Annotated in this window: 10 protein-coding genes; 2 read left to right on the top strand and 8 right to left on the bottom strand. The window is 32.2% G+C overall.

Annotation, left to right across the window (positions count from 1 at the left end; genetic code table 11):
* Positions 1 to 44 precede the first annotated feature (44 nt).
* The 3 genes from N5D46_RS02540 to N5D46_RS02530 all read right to left on the bottom strand — a co-directional run bounded on the left by N5D46_RS02540 (position 45) and on the right by N5D46_RS02530 (position 5,205).
* The gene (locus tag N5D46_RS02540) at positions 45 to 707 is read right to left on the bottom strand and encodes a porin family protein (protein ID WP_280049108.1); all 663 of its coding nucleotides are present in this window, start codon (positions 705 to 707) and stop codon (positions 45 to 47) included.
* Between the two features lie 201 nt (positions 708 to 908).
* Complete coding sequence (locus N5D46_RS02535) at positions 909 to 1,430, bottom strand: hypothetical protein (RefSeq protein ID WP_280049107.1); 522 nt, start codon at positions 1,428 to 1,430, stop codon at positions 909 to 911.
* Between the two features lie 190 nt (positions 1,431 to 1,620).
* Entirely contained in the window at positions 1,621 to 5,205 is a 3,585-nt protein-coding gene (locus N5D46_RS02530) for a DUF2723 domain-containing protein (protein WP_280049106.1), read from the bottom strand.
* 252 nt (positions 5,206 to 5,457) lie between these two features.
* Between N5D46_RS02530 and guaB the strand changes: the two genes are divergently transcribed.
* Complete coding sequence (guaB, locus tag N5D46_RS02525) at positions 5,458 to 6,918, top strand: IMP dehydrogenase (protein WP_115002117.1); 1,461 nt, start codon at positions 5,458 to 5,460, stop codon at positions 6,916 to 6,918.
* Between the two features lie 64 nt (positions 6,919 to 6,982).
* Here guaB and N5D46_RS02520 read toward each other — a convergent pair whose 3' ends face one another.
* The 3 genes from N5D46_RS02520 to N5D46_RS02510 all read right to left on the bottom strand — a co-directional run bounded on the left by N5D46_RS02520 (position 6,983) and on the right by N5D46_RS02510 (position 12,554).
* The gene (locus tag N5D46_RS02520) at positions 6,983 to 7,699 is read right to left on the bottom strand and encodes a hypothetical protein (RefSeq protein ID WP_038331897.1); all 717 of its coding nucleotides are present in this window, start codon (positions 7,697 to 7,699) and stop codon (positions 6,983 to 6,985) included.
* A 99-nt stretch (positions 7,700 to 7,798) separates the two neighbouring features.
* Positions 7,799 to 9,397 carry a SusD/RagB family nutrient-binding outer membrane lipoprotein gene (locus N5D46_RS02515; protein WP_280049104.1) on the bottom strand — a complete coding sequence of 533 codons (1,599 nt, stop codon included), beginning with the start codon at positions 9,395 to 9,397 and terminating at the stop codon, positions 7,799 to 7,801.
* A gap of 13 nt (positions 9,398 to 9,410) precedes the next feature.
* On the bottom strand, positions 9,411 to 12,554 hold the full coding sequence (locus N5D46_RS02510; protein ID WP_280049103.1) for a SusC/RagA family TonB-linked outer membrane protein: 3,144 nt from the start codon (positions 12,552 to 12,554) through the stop codon (positions 9,411 to 9,413).
* 101 nt (positions 12,555 to 12,655) lie between these two features.
* Between N5D46_RS02510 and N5D46_RS02505 the strand changes: the two genes are divergently transcribed.
* Entirely contained in the window at positions 12,656 to 13,252 is a 597-nt protein-coding gene (locus tag N5D46_RS02505; RefSeq protein WP_038331892.1) for a ribonuclease HII, read from the top strand.
* 61 nt (positions 13,253 to 13,313) lie between these two features.
* On the opposite strand, the gene coaD is transcribed toward N5D46_RS02505, so the two are convergent.
* Together coaD and N5D46_RS02495 are read right to left on the bottom strand one after the other, a co-directional pair.
* On the bottom strand, positions 13,314 to 13,775 hold the full coding sequence (gene coaD / locus N5D46_RS02500; RefSeq protein WP_280049102.1) for a pantetheine-phosphate adenylyltransferase: 462 nt from the start codon (positions 13,773 to 13,775) through the stop codon (positions 13,314 to 13,316).
* Positions 13,763 to 14,752, bottom strand: a complete 990-nt coding sequence (locus N5D46_RS02495) for a D-alanine--D-alanine ligase (protein ID WP_280049101.1) — start codon at positions 14,750 to 14,752, stop codon at positions 13,763 to 13,765. Before N5D46_RS02495 ends, coaD begins: the two co-directional genes overlap by 13 nt.
* Positions 14,753 to 14,823: the final 71 nt, after the last annotated feature.

Raw genomic sequence — 14,823 nt, 5'->3', positions numbered from 1 at the left:
TGAAAAACTCAGAATCCTTTTTATTTATACTTAAATATTCTCGATTAGAACGAATATCCAACTCCTATAGAAAACGAATGATTTTTTACATCTCCAACTTCTACATTGTTATTGTTTTTATTATCTCCTATTTTAGTTAATCCCATATAATATCTCGCTCCAACATTGATATTGTCTGTTACATTATATCCCAAACCAAAGTTAACACCGAAATCAAAATCTTTTACATTATCTTTAATGTCAGTTTTTTCTTCCGTATTGTACACCGTGTTGTTTACATAAGTACTAACTTGCGTTTTATTACTCGCATATACATTGTATCCAAATTGAGGTCCAGCCTCTATATTAAAGCGACTTCCAGCAGGATAAAATTGAAGCATTACTGGAACTTGAATATAATCTAAAGTCGTTTTGTTTTTACTTTTTACAGTTGTATTTCCTACTTCCATTACTTCATCTTTGTACTTTCCTCCCATTCTTGTAAAATTTACCTCTGGTTGAACAGCAAATTGATCAGTAATTGGAAAATGTCCATAAACACCTGCACTAAAACCAACTTTATAATCATTGTCCTTTACATCATCTCCATTAAAAGAAGACATATTAACACTCGATTTTATACCAAATTGTGACGATGTTGTTTTTTCTTGTGCGCTCAAACTTACAACTCCTAACATTGCAGCAGCAATAAAAAATATTTTTTTCATCTTTTAAATTTTATAGTTCTAATTATGATGTATGCATAATTTCAAGTCTTGTGCCAAATAATGTTAAAAAAGAGTACTACAAATATTAATTAACTCATATTAAATATATTAATCATTTAATTTTAACATTCATAAAAGCATATTAATAAAAAAAAGCTACATCTTTCGATATAGCTTTTATAAATTATACGTTATTTTCTATTAGAATTTATAAGCAAAACCAACAGATACTGCATTATATTTCCAATCTACAGTGTTATTATTTTCTGGACCAGCAGAAATTCCTTTATACCCTGCATATAAATCCCATGTTGAAGCAGAATAGCCAATTTTAGGCTGCCAAAATAAACCTCCTTCATAACCGTCAGTTGTAGCGAAAGCATAACCTAAATCAGCACCTACAAATAAATTATTTCCAAACTCGTATTTAGCTGTTGCTGCTAATGGAATAAATCCAACATCATCTTTTTCAGCTACAACTACATTATTAATTTTATACTCTTTTCCAATAAAATGATCATAACCTACTTTAGCACCTAATTTAAAGTTATTTGCAATAGGATGTAAATAAGCTAAATCTACTCCGATATTAAATGAAGATACATCTGCTGTCTCTCCTACTGGAATACCTACGTGAACTGTACCTTCTACTCCTGTTGTTTGCGCTGAAACTCCAACCATACCTGCTACTGCGAAAGTAGCTGTTAATAATACTTTTTTCATTTTTATAATGTTTTAAAATATTTACAATTTTGTTAAACTTATTTGCATAATTTCAATTTATGTGCCAAAGTTAAAAACCAAATAATGATAAAAAATACTAAAATTAACAATAACCTAATATTCAGAACTTTATTTCACAAAAAAAGCTCCAAAATAATTTTTGGAGCTTTTCTGTGTTTATTGATTTGACTTATTGTCCGACCATTTTGTATAAAATATTCTGTTGTTGTTTCGCATAATTGGTATCAATTTCTGCAGCTACACCAATCATTTCGTCTAAATAATTAAACTGATTCATGATTTTTGCTTGATCAGCTGCGTCAACTTTTCCATCTGCCACTACTTCTTTATATAAGGTTTCGAATTTCTTTAAAACAGGATTATAAGCAGATTCAAAAACTTTCAATGCTTTGTCTTTATCACCTCTTTCTCCTAATGCAGAAGCTTCGTTGTAGATTGACATCATCAAATCATTTTTAGCTGCTGCTAAATCTGAACCAATTGAATATCCTTTTCCTGAAGGTAACGACTCGAAAAAAGCAATTTTTGCATTAGCTTCTTTACGAACATGCGCAAACAATTCTTGTGCTTTTTTATCCTCACCAGCTTTCAAATAAATTCCAGCAATTCTACTCACTCCATAACCAATATCGTATTTCGCTAAAGCAGGAATTTCTAACATTACTTTATCTAAAACTGCAATTGCTTCTTTTTTGCGTCCTGCATTCAATAAATCATCTGCTAAACGTACCGCAGTATTTCTATAAGAAGATGTGTAGTTACGTTCTGTCAAACTAAATGAAGCATCAGGATTATTATATCCAGACCATTTATATGAATTAAATGTTCTTAATAACATATCATTATCAGAAGCTCCAATAATTCCTCCTTTACCAAAAGGTGTATAAATTGGAACTAATTTATAACTCATTCCAGCATTCAATAAATAATCATTCATATAGAATGTATTTTCTGGATCAGAAATTCCTCCTCCACTAAAGTAAATAGGACGATCCCAATTGTATTTCGCCATCATTGACAACAATAGTAAATTGTTTTTGAACAAACTTGACGCTTTGATATTAATTGTGATTGAATCAACCATTTTATCCGCATCTTTTGCACTTACAATTCCGTATTTTAGCGCATTTGCTTTATTTACTGGAACTACAATTTTAGAAACAGGTAAATAATTTGCTTGTCCAATTGAATAACCAAAATAATCTGCTAAAGCTTGTTTTTCTGGAGATTTATTATTTAAAATAAAATCCATCGCTTCTTTAGCGGTCATACTGTCTGTCGTTAAATATTTTTGTAAAGGTTTTAAACTTTTATAAACTGACATCACTTGATTTGGATCAATTTCAGGATCAGATAAATATTGAGCAACTTGTTCAATTGGCATTTGACTTAACGTTTCTAATGTTTGATTAGATCCTGGTTTGATGAAACTATTCAATTGATCAAAAATATTTTTAATAGAACCTCCAACAACAAAAATTTGATCGTTAGTTCCAGATTGATAATCTTTCGGTTTCAAATCACTTGGAAGAGGCGCTGCATTGTACGTTCTACGTAACAATTGTTCTAAATTCCATGGAGAAGCAGCCAACGTTAAATTCGCAATTTTTACATCATCACGGAAATTTTCGGTTTCTTGTAATCCCCAAAGTGGATAAGTATCATTGTCTCCATAGACAAAAAGAATAGCGTTTTTATCGAGCGGATTCAGATAATTGTAAGCTAAAGAATAAGCTACAGAACGCTCTGAACGATCGTGATCATCCCAGTTTTGAGCTCCCATTAAAATTGGAATACCAGCTAAAATAACTGTCGTTCCAATTGCTAAAGATGGTTTCAATTCTTGCTTCATCAATTTCTGAAGTAATAAATAAACTCCTTGTACACCCAATCCTGCCCAAATCGCAAATGCATAGAAACAACTTACCAATGCATAATCACGTTCACGAGGCTCGAAAGGTTTTACAGATGTGTAAAAGATGATTCCGACACTTGTTAAAATAAACAATGACAACAATGACCACCAGTTAACAAAATTTCTGTTTAATTGTGTAAATAACCCGATTAAACCTAAGAATAATGGTAACATGAAATATACATTTGTTCCATCATTTCTATATTCATCTGGTAATTTTGATTGATCTCCTAAACGTGGATTATCAATAAATGGAATTCCTGAAATCCAATTACCTTTTGTAATCTCAAAATTACCTTCTAAATCATTTTGACGACCAGAGAAATTCCACATAAAGTAACGAATAAACATATAGTTGATTTGGTAATCAATAAAGTAATTAAATTGTTCACCAAATGTAGGTGGTTCGATATCTAAAATCTCACCATATTTCTTAAGTTCTGCAACTTTTAATTGTCTGTTTTGACGTTTCTCAACCAATTGCGCGTACATTTGTTGCGCTTCTTTATCACCCGCATATTGTGCATTCAAAGAGAATTTTGGAAAAGCATAAACTGCCGCATAATTCTCCATCACACCTGGGTCTGGACTGAACATTTTAGGGAAAAACTTCACATATTTATCTTCATATGTATAATCTAAACGATCCGAAACTTTCAAATATTTTCCTGTACGTTTATCCTTGATATATTCAGAACTACGAACTGTACTTTCTGGCGCTCCATTAGTATCACGCTTAATTCCGTCACTTGCAATATGAGCCGTAAAAACTGGTCCGTACATCACAGGCCAAGAACCATATTGTTCACGATTAAAATAATCTAAAACACCCAAAGCTGTATCAGGATCATTCAAATTCATGTGAGGATTTGCGTTTGCACGAATCGGAATAACTAACCAACATGAGAAACCAATCAACATAAAAATCACACACCACGAAATTGTATTCAATAATGCTGAACCATATTTCTGAGTTAATTTAATCGCAAAATAGAAGACTGCGATTAAAATAATAGCGGCGATAATTGTCCCAGAATTGAAAGGCATTCCCAAATTATTGACTACAAAAATCTCTGTTCTACCAAAGAAAGTCATTACAACTGGAAAAATTATTTTGAATACAAAAGCTAAAATAATCAATGTAATAACATTTGCGATTAAAAAACTTTTGATTGTAAATCTATATTTTCGAGCATAGTATACAAAACAAACTGCTGGAATTGCTAACATTGCCATTAAGTGAACACCAACCGATAAACCAATCACCAACGAAATAATTACCAACCATTTGTTTCCTCTAGGTGTATCAGCGACTTGATCCCATCTTGTAATCAGCCAAAATAATAACGCTGTGAAGAAAGATGCCATTGCATAAACTTCTCCTTCTACCGCAGAAAACCAGAATGTGTCACTAAACATAAAAATTGCAGCTCCAACTAATCCACTTCCTAATGTTATAATTTTTTGAGAAGCATTTAGTTCAATCGCATCAACATTCATAGGATCTTGTGTTTTTGCAAACATTTTTCGAGCAAAATATGTAATTGTCCAAAACAAAAACATAATTGTTCCTGCGCTATATAAGGCAGATGTACTGTTGATTAATATGGCATATTTGCTTCCGTCACCAAAAGCTAAACCAGACCAAACTGCTCCCATTATTTGGAACAAAGCTGCTCCTGGTGCATGCGTAACTCCTAATTTTGCTGATGACACAATGTACTCACCACAATCCCACAAACTCAGGTAACGTTCCATCGACGCCAAATACAATATTGTCGCTATCAAGAACATCGCAACACCCAAGATGTTGTTCCACTTTTTGAAATTTATATCCATTTTGTTTTAATAAACTATCTTGCGAAAATAAGATAAAAAATTGATATAGCTTAGGATTGAAATGATTAAATTCTGATTAGAATCTCATCTAAACAATATAGATTTATCGAATATTTTTAAAATTAATTTTAAATTTTCTAATCGATTCATTTACATATTAACAAAACATCAAATCCTTCAAAATTAAGATACATTTTCTCAAATAGTTTTGATTCTAAACTTTTTTCATCTAAATTTGCAATGCAAAAAGCAATGCCTTTAACAGACAAAATTCTACAAACGGGCTTCACTTTTGACGATGTGTTATTAGTGCCTGCCTACTCAGAGATATTACCGAACCAAGTATCTCTACAAACAAGATTCACAGACAATATAACCCTTAACATTCCGATAGTTTCTGCTGCAATGGATACTGTATCCGAAGCAAGATTAGCGATTGCATTAGCGCGTGAAGGAGGTTTATCTTTCGTTCACAAAAATATGTCGATCGAAGAACAAGCGAATGAAATTGATATGGTAAAACGTTCGGAAAACGGAATGATTTCTGATCCAATTACTTTATCTCGTCATCACAAATTGCAAGACGCAGTAAACTTAATGGAGAAATATAAAATCTCTGGTTTACCAGTTGTTGAAGAGGATAGAACATTGGTTGGGATTATTACAAATCGTGATATTCGTTACCAAGAAAACTTCGATCAATTGGTAGAAGACGTAATGACAAAAGAAAATATTGTGACTTCTGATATTGATACTGACCTTAAGAAAGCAAAAGAAATTCTTTCTCGTTACCGTATCGAAAAATTACCAATCGTTGATGAAAACAATAAATTAATTGGATTAATCACAATTAAAGATATTGACAACTTAACAGAATTCCCTAACGCATGTAAAGATACAAAAGGTCGCTTACGTGTTGGTGCAGGTGTTGGAGTTGGTGCAGATACATTAGAACGCGTTCAAGCTTTAGTAAACAAAGGTGTTGATATCGTAGCGTTAGATTCTGCTCACGGACATTCAGCTGGAGTTATTAGTAAAGTTGCTGAAGTTAGAAATGCTTTCCCAGAATTAGATATTGTTGGAGGAAATATTGTAACTGCAGAAGCTGCAAAAGCTTTGATTGATGCTGGAGCAAATGCTTTAAAAGTTGGTGTTGGACCAGGGTCTATCTGTACAACTCGTGTTGTAGCTGGTGTTGGTGTACCTCAGCTTTCTGCTATTCATGATGTACATTCTTATGCTAAAACAAGAAACGTTTCGATTATTGGAGATGGTGGAATCAAATTATCAGGTGATATTGTAAAAGCAGTTGCTGCTGGTGCAAACTTGGTGATGTTAGGAAGTTTATTTGCTGGAACAGATGAAGCGCCAGGAGAAGAAATTATTTTCCAAGGTCGTAAATTCAAAGCATATCAAGGAATGGGTTCTTTAGCTGCAATGAAACGTGGTTCTAAAGATCGTTATTTCCAAGCTGATGCGAAAAAATTAGTTCCAGAAGGAATCGAAGGTCGTGTTCCTCACAAAGGTTCTATTGCAGAAGTTGTTTATCAATTATGTGGTGGATTACGTGCTGGAATGGGATACTGCGGAACTCCAACAATTCAAGATTTAATTGAAAACGGAAAATTTGTACGTATCACAGGTGCTGGTTTACACGAATCTCACCCACATGATGTTGTGATTACAAAAGAAGCTCCTAATTATTCGAATTAAGAATTATCAATATATTAAACAAAATAGCAAGCCAATTGGCTTGCTATTTTGTTTAATATTCATCTTAAAGCTTGTTCATAAAATCAACAAGTTTAATTTTATCTTTCTCTAAACTTAGATTCAAATTATTCTTATTTACAAAATCTACTAATTCAGGACTATTTTGAATTTTATTTAATTGTTTTTCATTTGTAGGAAACTCATAAAACTTATCTTCTTTATATCTAATCAAATATAAATCACTATCATTTACTAATGAAAATTTTGTATTTGCTTTATTGGCATTATTTTTAAATTCTCCATGAGTTATTATCTTTTTATTTCTTTTATACAAAGAAAATTTATCTTTATCATATACCAAAACTTCTAAATAACCTTCAATTTTACCATTTTTAGTAGGATATTTAAGAAATTGATATTGAGTTAACGGAAAATAAATCATCAACTCAGGAACTTTGGTTAAATTAAAAATTTTACCTTCTTTTTCAAATTCCATCTCATCTGAATAAGCATTATATCTCAATTTAGAAAAGTCAAGATTAAACCCTTTAATCTCTATGTCTTCAAAATTTGGATTAAAATATTGGCTTCCTTCGTATTGTTCTATGACTTCACCTTTATTTCTTAAAGCAATTTCATTTTGAATATTACTCATTTGATAAGACATCTTTTCAGTTAAAACTCTATCGACTCCATCTGATAAAACGAGTGGTTGTTGAGCTTGTAGATTATTAATAAAACATATTACAAACAACCAAAATAAATTTCTTTTAAGTTTCATAAATCATATTTATACTAAGTTACAATCTTTTTTTTAAAATAAAAAAAATGGAAACCAATGGTTTCCATTTTTTTTATTTACTTTTTTTAAAAAATAATCTTATCGTGTCATCCACCATAACTTTCCATTAATAGGATCTTTACCTCCATAAGCTGAAACTGCAGCATTCCAGTTAGCTGAATTAAGTGTTTGTTCACCTAGAGGATAAGCAATTCTAGAAGGAAGATCTGTCATTCCAGCAACTAAAGGCGTGAATACATAAGGAGTTCCATCTATTTCATAACCTGTTTGACCAGGCAATAATAAAATTGATCCATTAGGATATCCAGTACGTCTATACTCTACCCAAGCAGTTTGAGGTTGCATATATAAAGCAATATACTTTTGCGTAATTACATGCTCTTTACTAGCAGCAGGTAACTTAGCTACATAAGCATCAATTTTAGCTTGATCAACACCCCATTTTTCCATAGAAGCTTTTACACCATTTACATAGTTTGTTTGATTCCATCCATTTGCTTCTGATAATAAGAATTCAACTTCAGAATATTCCATCAATACCTCTGAATAATCAGCAGAGAAAATAGTTTTAGAAAATGGAGAAATTTTCGAAACTTGATTATTAGATGCTAAACGATCTGATGGTAAACCATAAGGAATACCTTGATACTTAGTAATATCATCAGTTTCAACATAATTACCAGCTCCTGCATTTGCTTTAGAAGTTCCTAATGGTGCAGCAAATTTTTGTAAACGCGGGTCTATTCCATAAGTTCCTGATTGACCTTTTAATAATCTTATTAATTGATTATTAACATAAAAGTCATTTCTATTTCTTACAAAAAATTCATACCAAAATGGAGATCCTTCTACAGCAGAAGTACCATAGTGTTGTAATGCATTGTCATCATTAGATGTAAATACTCCTTTTGCAATTGCATCAGTTATTTCTGCTTTTGCGTCAGGATATACATCTTTAATTTGGTTAGCAATTCTTAAACGTAATGAGTTTGCGAATTTTTTCCATTTAGATGCATCTCCGAAATAAATTTGATCTCCAATTTTATTTTCAGGACTTGTAAATACATTCTTTTCAGTAATATCCAATTGCGCTTCAGCTTCTTTTAATTCTTGTAATAAGTTTTTGAAGATTTCTTCTTGCTTAACATATTTAGGCTGAGCATATGTATCAATCTGTAAAGCTTGAAAATCAGGATTTTTAGCTCCACTTAATGACCAATAAGGTACATCACCGAAATAATTTGTCAAATCCAAGAATTCGTAAGCCATCATAATACGTGCTACAGCAATCTGTGTATCAACATCTCCGTAAGCAGCTTGTTGTGGTCCTAAAACAGGATCTGTACAAATACTTATTACCTTTTTTAAGTTAGATAAAGATCGATAACTTGCGTTCCATGCTTGATCTCCTGTTGTCGTACGATAAGCGTATTTATCCTCTTCTGTATAGTTTCTCTGTGCTGAATATTGTACCCAAGGCAATAACATACGTCCAGACACCCATCCATCTCTCATCTCATCTACAAATATTTTTGTAGCAATAGGAAAGATTGTATATGTAGGCGCATTTTCGGGTGCATTAGGACTAATATTCATTTCTTCAAATCCATTATCGCAAGAAGATAATAAAGCACTTCCTAGTAATGCTGATAATATAATTGTTTTATTGATTCTCATAATAATTTAATTTTTAGAATTGTAACTTAAGATTCATACCATAAGTTCTTGTAGATGGTAAAGACCCTCCTTCAATACCTTGTATATTTCCAGAACCATAAGAAGCCATTTCAGGATCAAATCCTTTTTTATCTAATCCCCATGTAGCTAAGTTTCTACCAAATGCAGATACAGTAACGTTAGCAAAAGGCCCTGCCCATTTTTTAGGGAAAGTATACGATAAAGTTACTTCACGTAATTTGATGTAGTCTGCATCAAAAACATTTTGGCTATCTACACCATTATAATATGCTTTATAATAATCGTAAGCAGAAACTTCAGTTGTGTTTTTAACATATGATTTTGTTCCTTCATCCCACATTACACCATCTGCAACAACTCCATTCTCACGAACTCCATTAGCCGCGGTTTCTTCTAACATTCCAGAGTACATACCCCACATATGAGAAGTAGAGAAGAAATTACCTCCTTTTTGAATGTCAATTAAAGCTGATAAAGCAACACCTTTGTATGTAAATGTATTTCTAATACCCATGTTATAATCAGGAATAATTGATCCTAAATTCTTAACTTCAGATTTTTCATAGAATCCATTTGCATCTACTACTTTATTACCTTGATCATCATAAACAAAGTCTGTACCTCTTAACTGTCCATACTGTTGACCAGATAAAGCCCAAAGTTGAACACTAAATGGAGCATTAGTTAAGTTGTATGAATCCATTTCATCAGAAACTTTACCTACTTTATTGTTGTTCTTCGCAAAGTTCCAAGTTACTCTCCACTCAAAATCTTGATTTCTTAATGGAACGATATTTACTAATGCTTCTACACCTTCGTTAGTCATTTCTCCAGCATTTAACCATTTGTATCCATATCCTGTTGACCATGAATGTTGAACCGGCACTAATAAATCTGTACGTTTTTCGTTGTAATAAGTCACATCAAAACCGAAACGATTATTAAACATAGATGCTTCTAAACCAACTTCCCATGTATCTTTAATCTCAGGTTTTAATAACGGATTCATCTTAGTATTTGACTGAATAAATGTAGGCGTTCCATTAAAGTTTATACTTGAACCTAATACATCCCCTGTTTGATATGGAGTTAAATCAGATGAAACTTGCGAAACACCTGCTCTTACTTTACCAAAATTTAACCAACTTGGTTTAAATACTTCAGAGAATACAAAACTCCCTGTGACAGATGGATAAAAATAACTATTATTTATTATAGGTAATGAAGAAAACCAGTCATTACGGCCCGTTGCCTCTAAGAATAACATATTCTTATATCCCAAAGAGATCATACCATATATAGAGTTCACTTCTGAAGTTTCTCTAAAACTCGATGTTGTTGGATTATCTAAACTATTTCCAATAAAATAATAATTAGGAACAACTAATCCACCATTTGTAGAAGATGATAATCTACTTTGTGTTTTGTGTCTTCTGTTCACCCCTGCAAATGCATTTAATGAAAAATCCCCCCATTTTTTATCAAAATGTAAGCGTCCTTCGTAGTTCATCTCTGTAAATTTATAATAAGCTTCAGAGTATTTAGACATTGCTTGAGAACCTACAGCTACACGTTCAGAAATTTGCATATCATATGTGTCTCCCATTACATTTGCAATTGCATATAATCCTGGAGCTATATCATATTTAAATTCCACATTTCCGTAGAAACGATCTCTTTTATCTTTTGATGTATTTTCATTCACTACCCAGTATGGATTATCAGAATAAGCTGGTGTACCATCATCCCAAGAAGTTCTATTCCAAGAACGTTGGTTACCATTCGCTAATTTATAATCTTTAAGTTGATTATAATCCAATTGTCTTTGCCCCCATTGGAACATTTTTTGAGCTACTGAGTTATCTCCATATCCAACCTCTGGTCTATTGAAACCGTCAGTTCTAGTATAAGTTAAATTAGTTGTTACAGTAAATACATCACTAAATTTATTTGATAAGTTAATACTTGCTGTCGTTTTCTTTAAACTAGAATTTGGAACGATACCTGTTTGGTTAACATTAGATAACGAAACTCTTAAATTAGTAGCCTCATAAGATTTTGTAAACGATACACTATTCGTATATGCGACTCCTGTATTAAAAAATGACTTTACATCATTTTTAGCAGCTTGCCAAGGCGTTGTTTTCATGTAATCGCTAGCAAATTCAGGATCAAAAGCATACCATTGTAAAACTTCTTGATTGTTAAATCTTGGTCCCCAAGATTCATCTGTAGCATAATCTACAACTTGATAATCTTTACCTCCTATGTTAACTGTTTCAAATTCACTTGAACCTCCACCTCCATATAAACTTTGTAATTTTGGAATTTGGTTAATAGACTCAAAAGCAACACCTGTATTTACAGTAATTTCTTCTCTACCTTTTTTACCAGATTTTGTTTTGATCATAATTACCCCATTCACAGCACGAGAACCGTATAAAGCTGATGCAGGTCCTCCTTTTAAAACGTTTATAGACTCTACATCATCTGGGTTAATATCAAACGCTCCATCACCATAATCACGACCTCCGCCACCACGCTGAGTATTTGTATCATTAACATTATTATTAGCTAATGGAATACCATCAATAACTATTAAAGGTCTATTTTCTCCTGTAATAGATCCAATACCTCTTAACGTAATACGTGTAGAACCTCCTAAAGATGAAGGTGCAGTAATTTGTGCTCCAGCAACATTACCAGATAATGATTGTAAAGCATTACTACCTCTACCTGCTTGAATAACATCACCTTTCACTTCTTGAGAAGCATATCCTAAAGATCTTTTATCACGTGTAATACCTAATGCGGTTACAACCGCTCCTTCTAATTCTACTGTTTCAGAAGGTTTTAAAGAAACTTTGTAATCTGTTCCTGCACCAACTGCGAAACTCTGAGTTGGTAACCCCATCGCTTCCACTGTTACTAAATCTCCTTGCTTAGCCTCAATACTAAACATTCCATTTTCGTCAGTATAAGCTTCCTTTCCTGAAGTTGTCTTCACTACAGCATCAGCAACTGGAAAACCATCTGGATCTGTTACAGTTCCTGTAACTGTCTTTTCTTGTGCATATAAAGAAGCTCCTAAAAGAAGTCCTCCTAATACAAACAAGTTTTTTAAATTTCTCCTCATCTGTTAAAACATTTTTAAAACTTTCATAAACTTAAGATTTCTCTAACATTTACAAAAATTTTTATGCTAAATTTTGATAACTTTGTTAAAAATATAAAAAATTGTACAAAGTTTTATCAAATCACGAATATGAAATAGGTTGCGATGAAGCAGGAAGAGGATGTTTAAGTGGTCCTGTTGTAGCAGCAGCAGTTATTTTAGGAAGAGATTTTGAAAATGATATTATTAATGATTCAAAACAATTATCTGAAAAGAAAAGAAATTCGTTGAGAACATTTATAGAAGAAAATGCTAAATATTGGGCAATTGGAATTGTTTGGCCAAATGAAATTGACGAAATAAATATCTTAAACGCTAGTTTTTTGGCTATGCATCGAGCTATTGATCAATTAGATTGTCCGAAAGATTTGATTGTTGTTGATGGAAATCGTTTTAATAAATACCATGATGTCCCACACGAATGTATTATAAAAGGTGATTCAAAATATATGAATATTGCGGCAGCATCTATTTTAGCAAAAACGTATCGGGATGAATATATGGAAAAAATCCATGAAGAATTTCCAATGTACGATTGGAAAAAAAACAAAGGTTACCCGACAAAAGCTCATCGTTTAGCTATAAAAGAATTTGGAGCTACTCCTTATCATAGGATGACATTTAAGTTATTACCAGATCAATTAAGTTTAGATTTATAGAAAATAAAAACGAGAGCATTATATAAATGTTCTCGTTTTATATATATAATATAACGTTATTCTAAATCCTCACAACATCTGGAACTAATATCTCATATTTCCCTCCGTTTCGCATGACATCACGAACAATACTTGAACTGATGTAAGCTTTACCAGAAGATGTTAATAAAAAGATTGTTTCGATATTATGATTTGTAATTGCTCGGTTTGTGTGCGCAATCGCTTTCTCAAATTCGAAATCGGCTGGATTACGAAGTCCACGTAAAATAAATTGTGCATTTACTTTATCACAAAAATCTACAGTCAGACCTTTGTAAGCCATTACTTCTACATTTTCGAATTTCGCAACCGAATCTTCAATAAACTTAATTCTTTGCTCCAAAGAAAACATATAATTCTTCGATGAATTTGTTCCAATAGCAACAATAATCTTGTCAAATAAAGGAACTGCACGCTCTATAATATCTAAATGCCCTAAAGTAATTGGATCAAAAGATCCAGGAAAAACGGCTATTCTATCCATGCTGAAGGTCTATTTAAAGCAAATTCTATTTCACTATCCATCAAATCCTCTAATGCAATTCCTGAATGAGCAGCTTGCTGAGGAAAAATACTTGCAGGAGAAAAACCTGGTAACGTATTCATTTCAATAAAATGCGGTTCTCCATTTACAATAATATATTCTGAACGAGAAAATCCAGACATATTAATACATTTATATGCTTTAGCAGCAATTTCTCTTACTCTTGCTTCAACTTCTGGCGTTAAACGAGCTGGAGTAATTTCGTCAGATAAACCGTTATATTTTGCATCATAATCAAAAAATTCTGTGTGCGAAACAATTTCCGTAATTCCCAACACCATTGTTTCTCCTTTGTAATTTAAAACTCCGACCGAAACCTCTGTTCCATCTAAGAAAGATTCAATCAAAACTTCTTTATCTTCAAGAAAAGCTTTTTGCATTGCAGCTTCAAATTCATCTTCTTTATGAACTTTTGAAATTCCTAAACTTGATCCTGAACGATTTGGTTTCACAAAACAAGGTAAACCAACTTGATCGATAATTTCTTTTGCAGAATATTGATCTCCTTGATTAAGATAAATTGATTTCGCGTGTGGAATTCCATATTTACTCAATACTGCGATACAATCTTTTTTATTAAATGTTAAGGCAGATTGATAAAAAGGGCATCCATTGTATGGTAAACCAATCATTTCAAAATACGCTTGCAAATAACCATCTTCGCCTGGCGTACCATGAATTGTATTAAAAACGACATCAAACGTAATTTTTTCTCCATTTTTTTCAAATGAAAAATCACCTTTATTGATTGGATATTTTTCGCCTTCAATTTCGGCAAACCAACCTTCTTTTAAGATTCGAACCCTTGTTCTGTCGTACTTTTCTGGATTTAGACTTGAGTAAATTAACTCGCAACTTTTCAACGAAATCACGCTTTCATCCGTATATCCACCTGCTACAACTGCTACTCTTAACATGTTTAATTTAAAATTTATTCAAATATAGAACTTTGACATCAATCATAAATATTATTTTTAAACTATATTTG

Origin of the sequence: Empedobacter sp. GD03865, assembly GCF_029840775.1 — a bacterium.
Classification (GTDB): Bacteria; Bacteroidota; Bacteroidia; order Flavobacteriales; family Weeksellaceae; genus Empedobacter; species Empedobacter falsenii_B.
The sequence above is the reverse complement of the archived record's forward strand: the minus strand, read 5'-3'. Positions and strand labels throughout refer to the sequence as shown.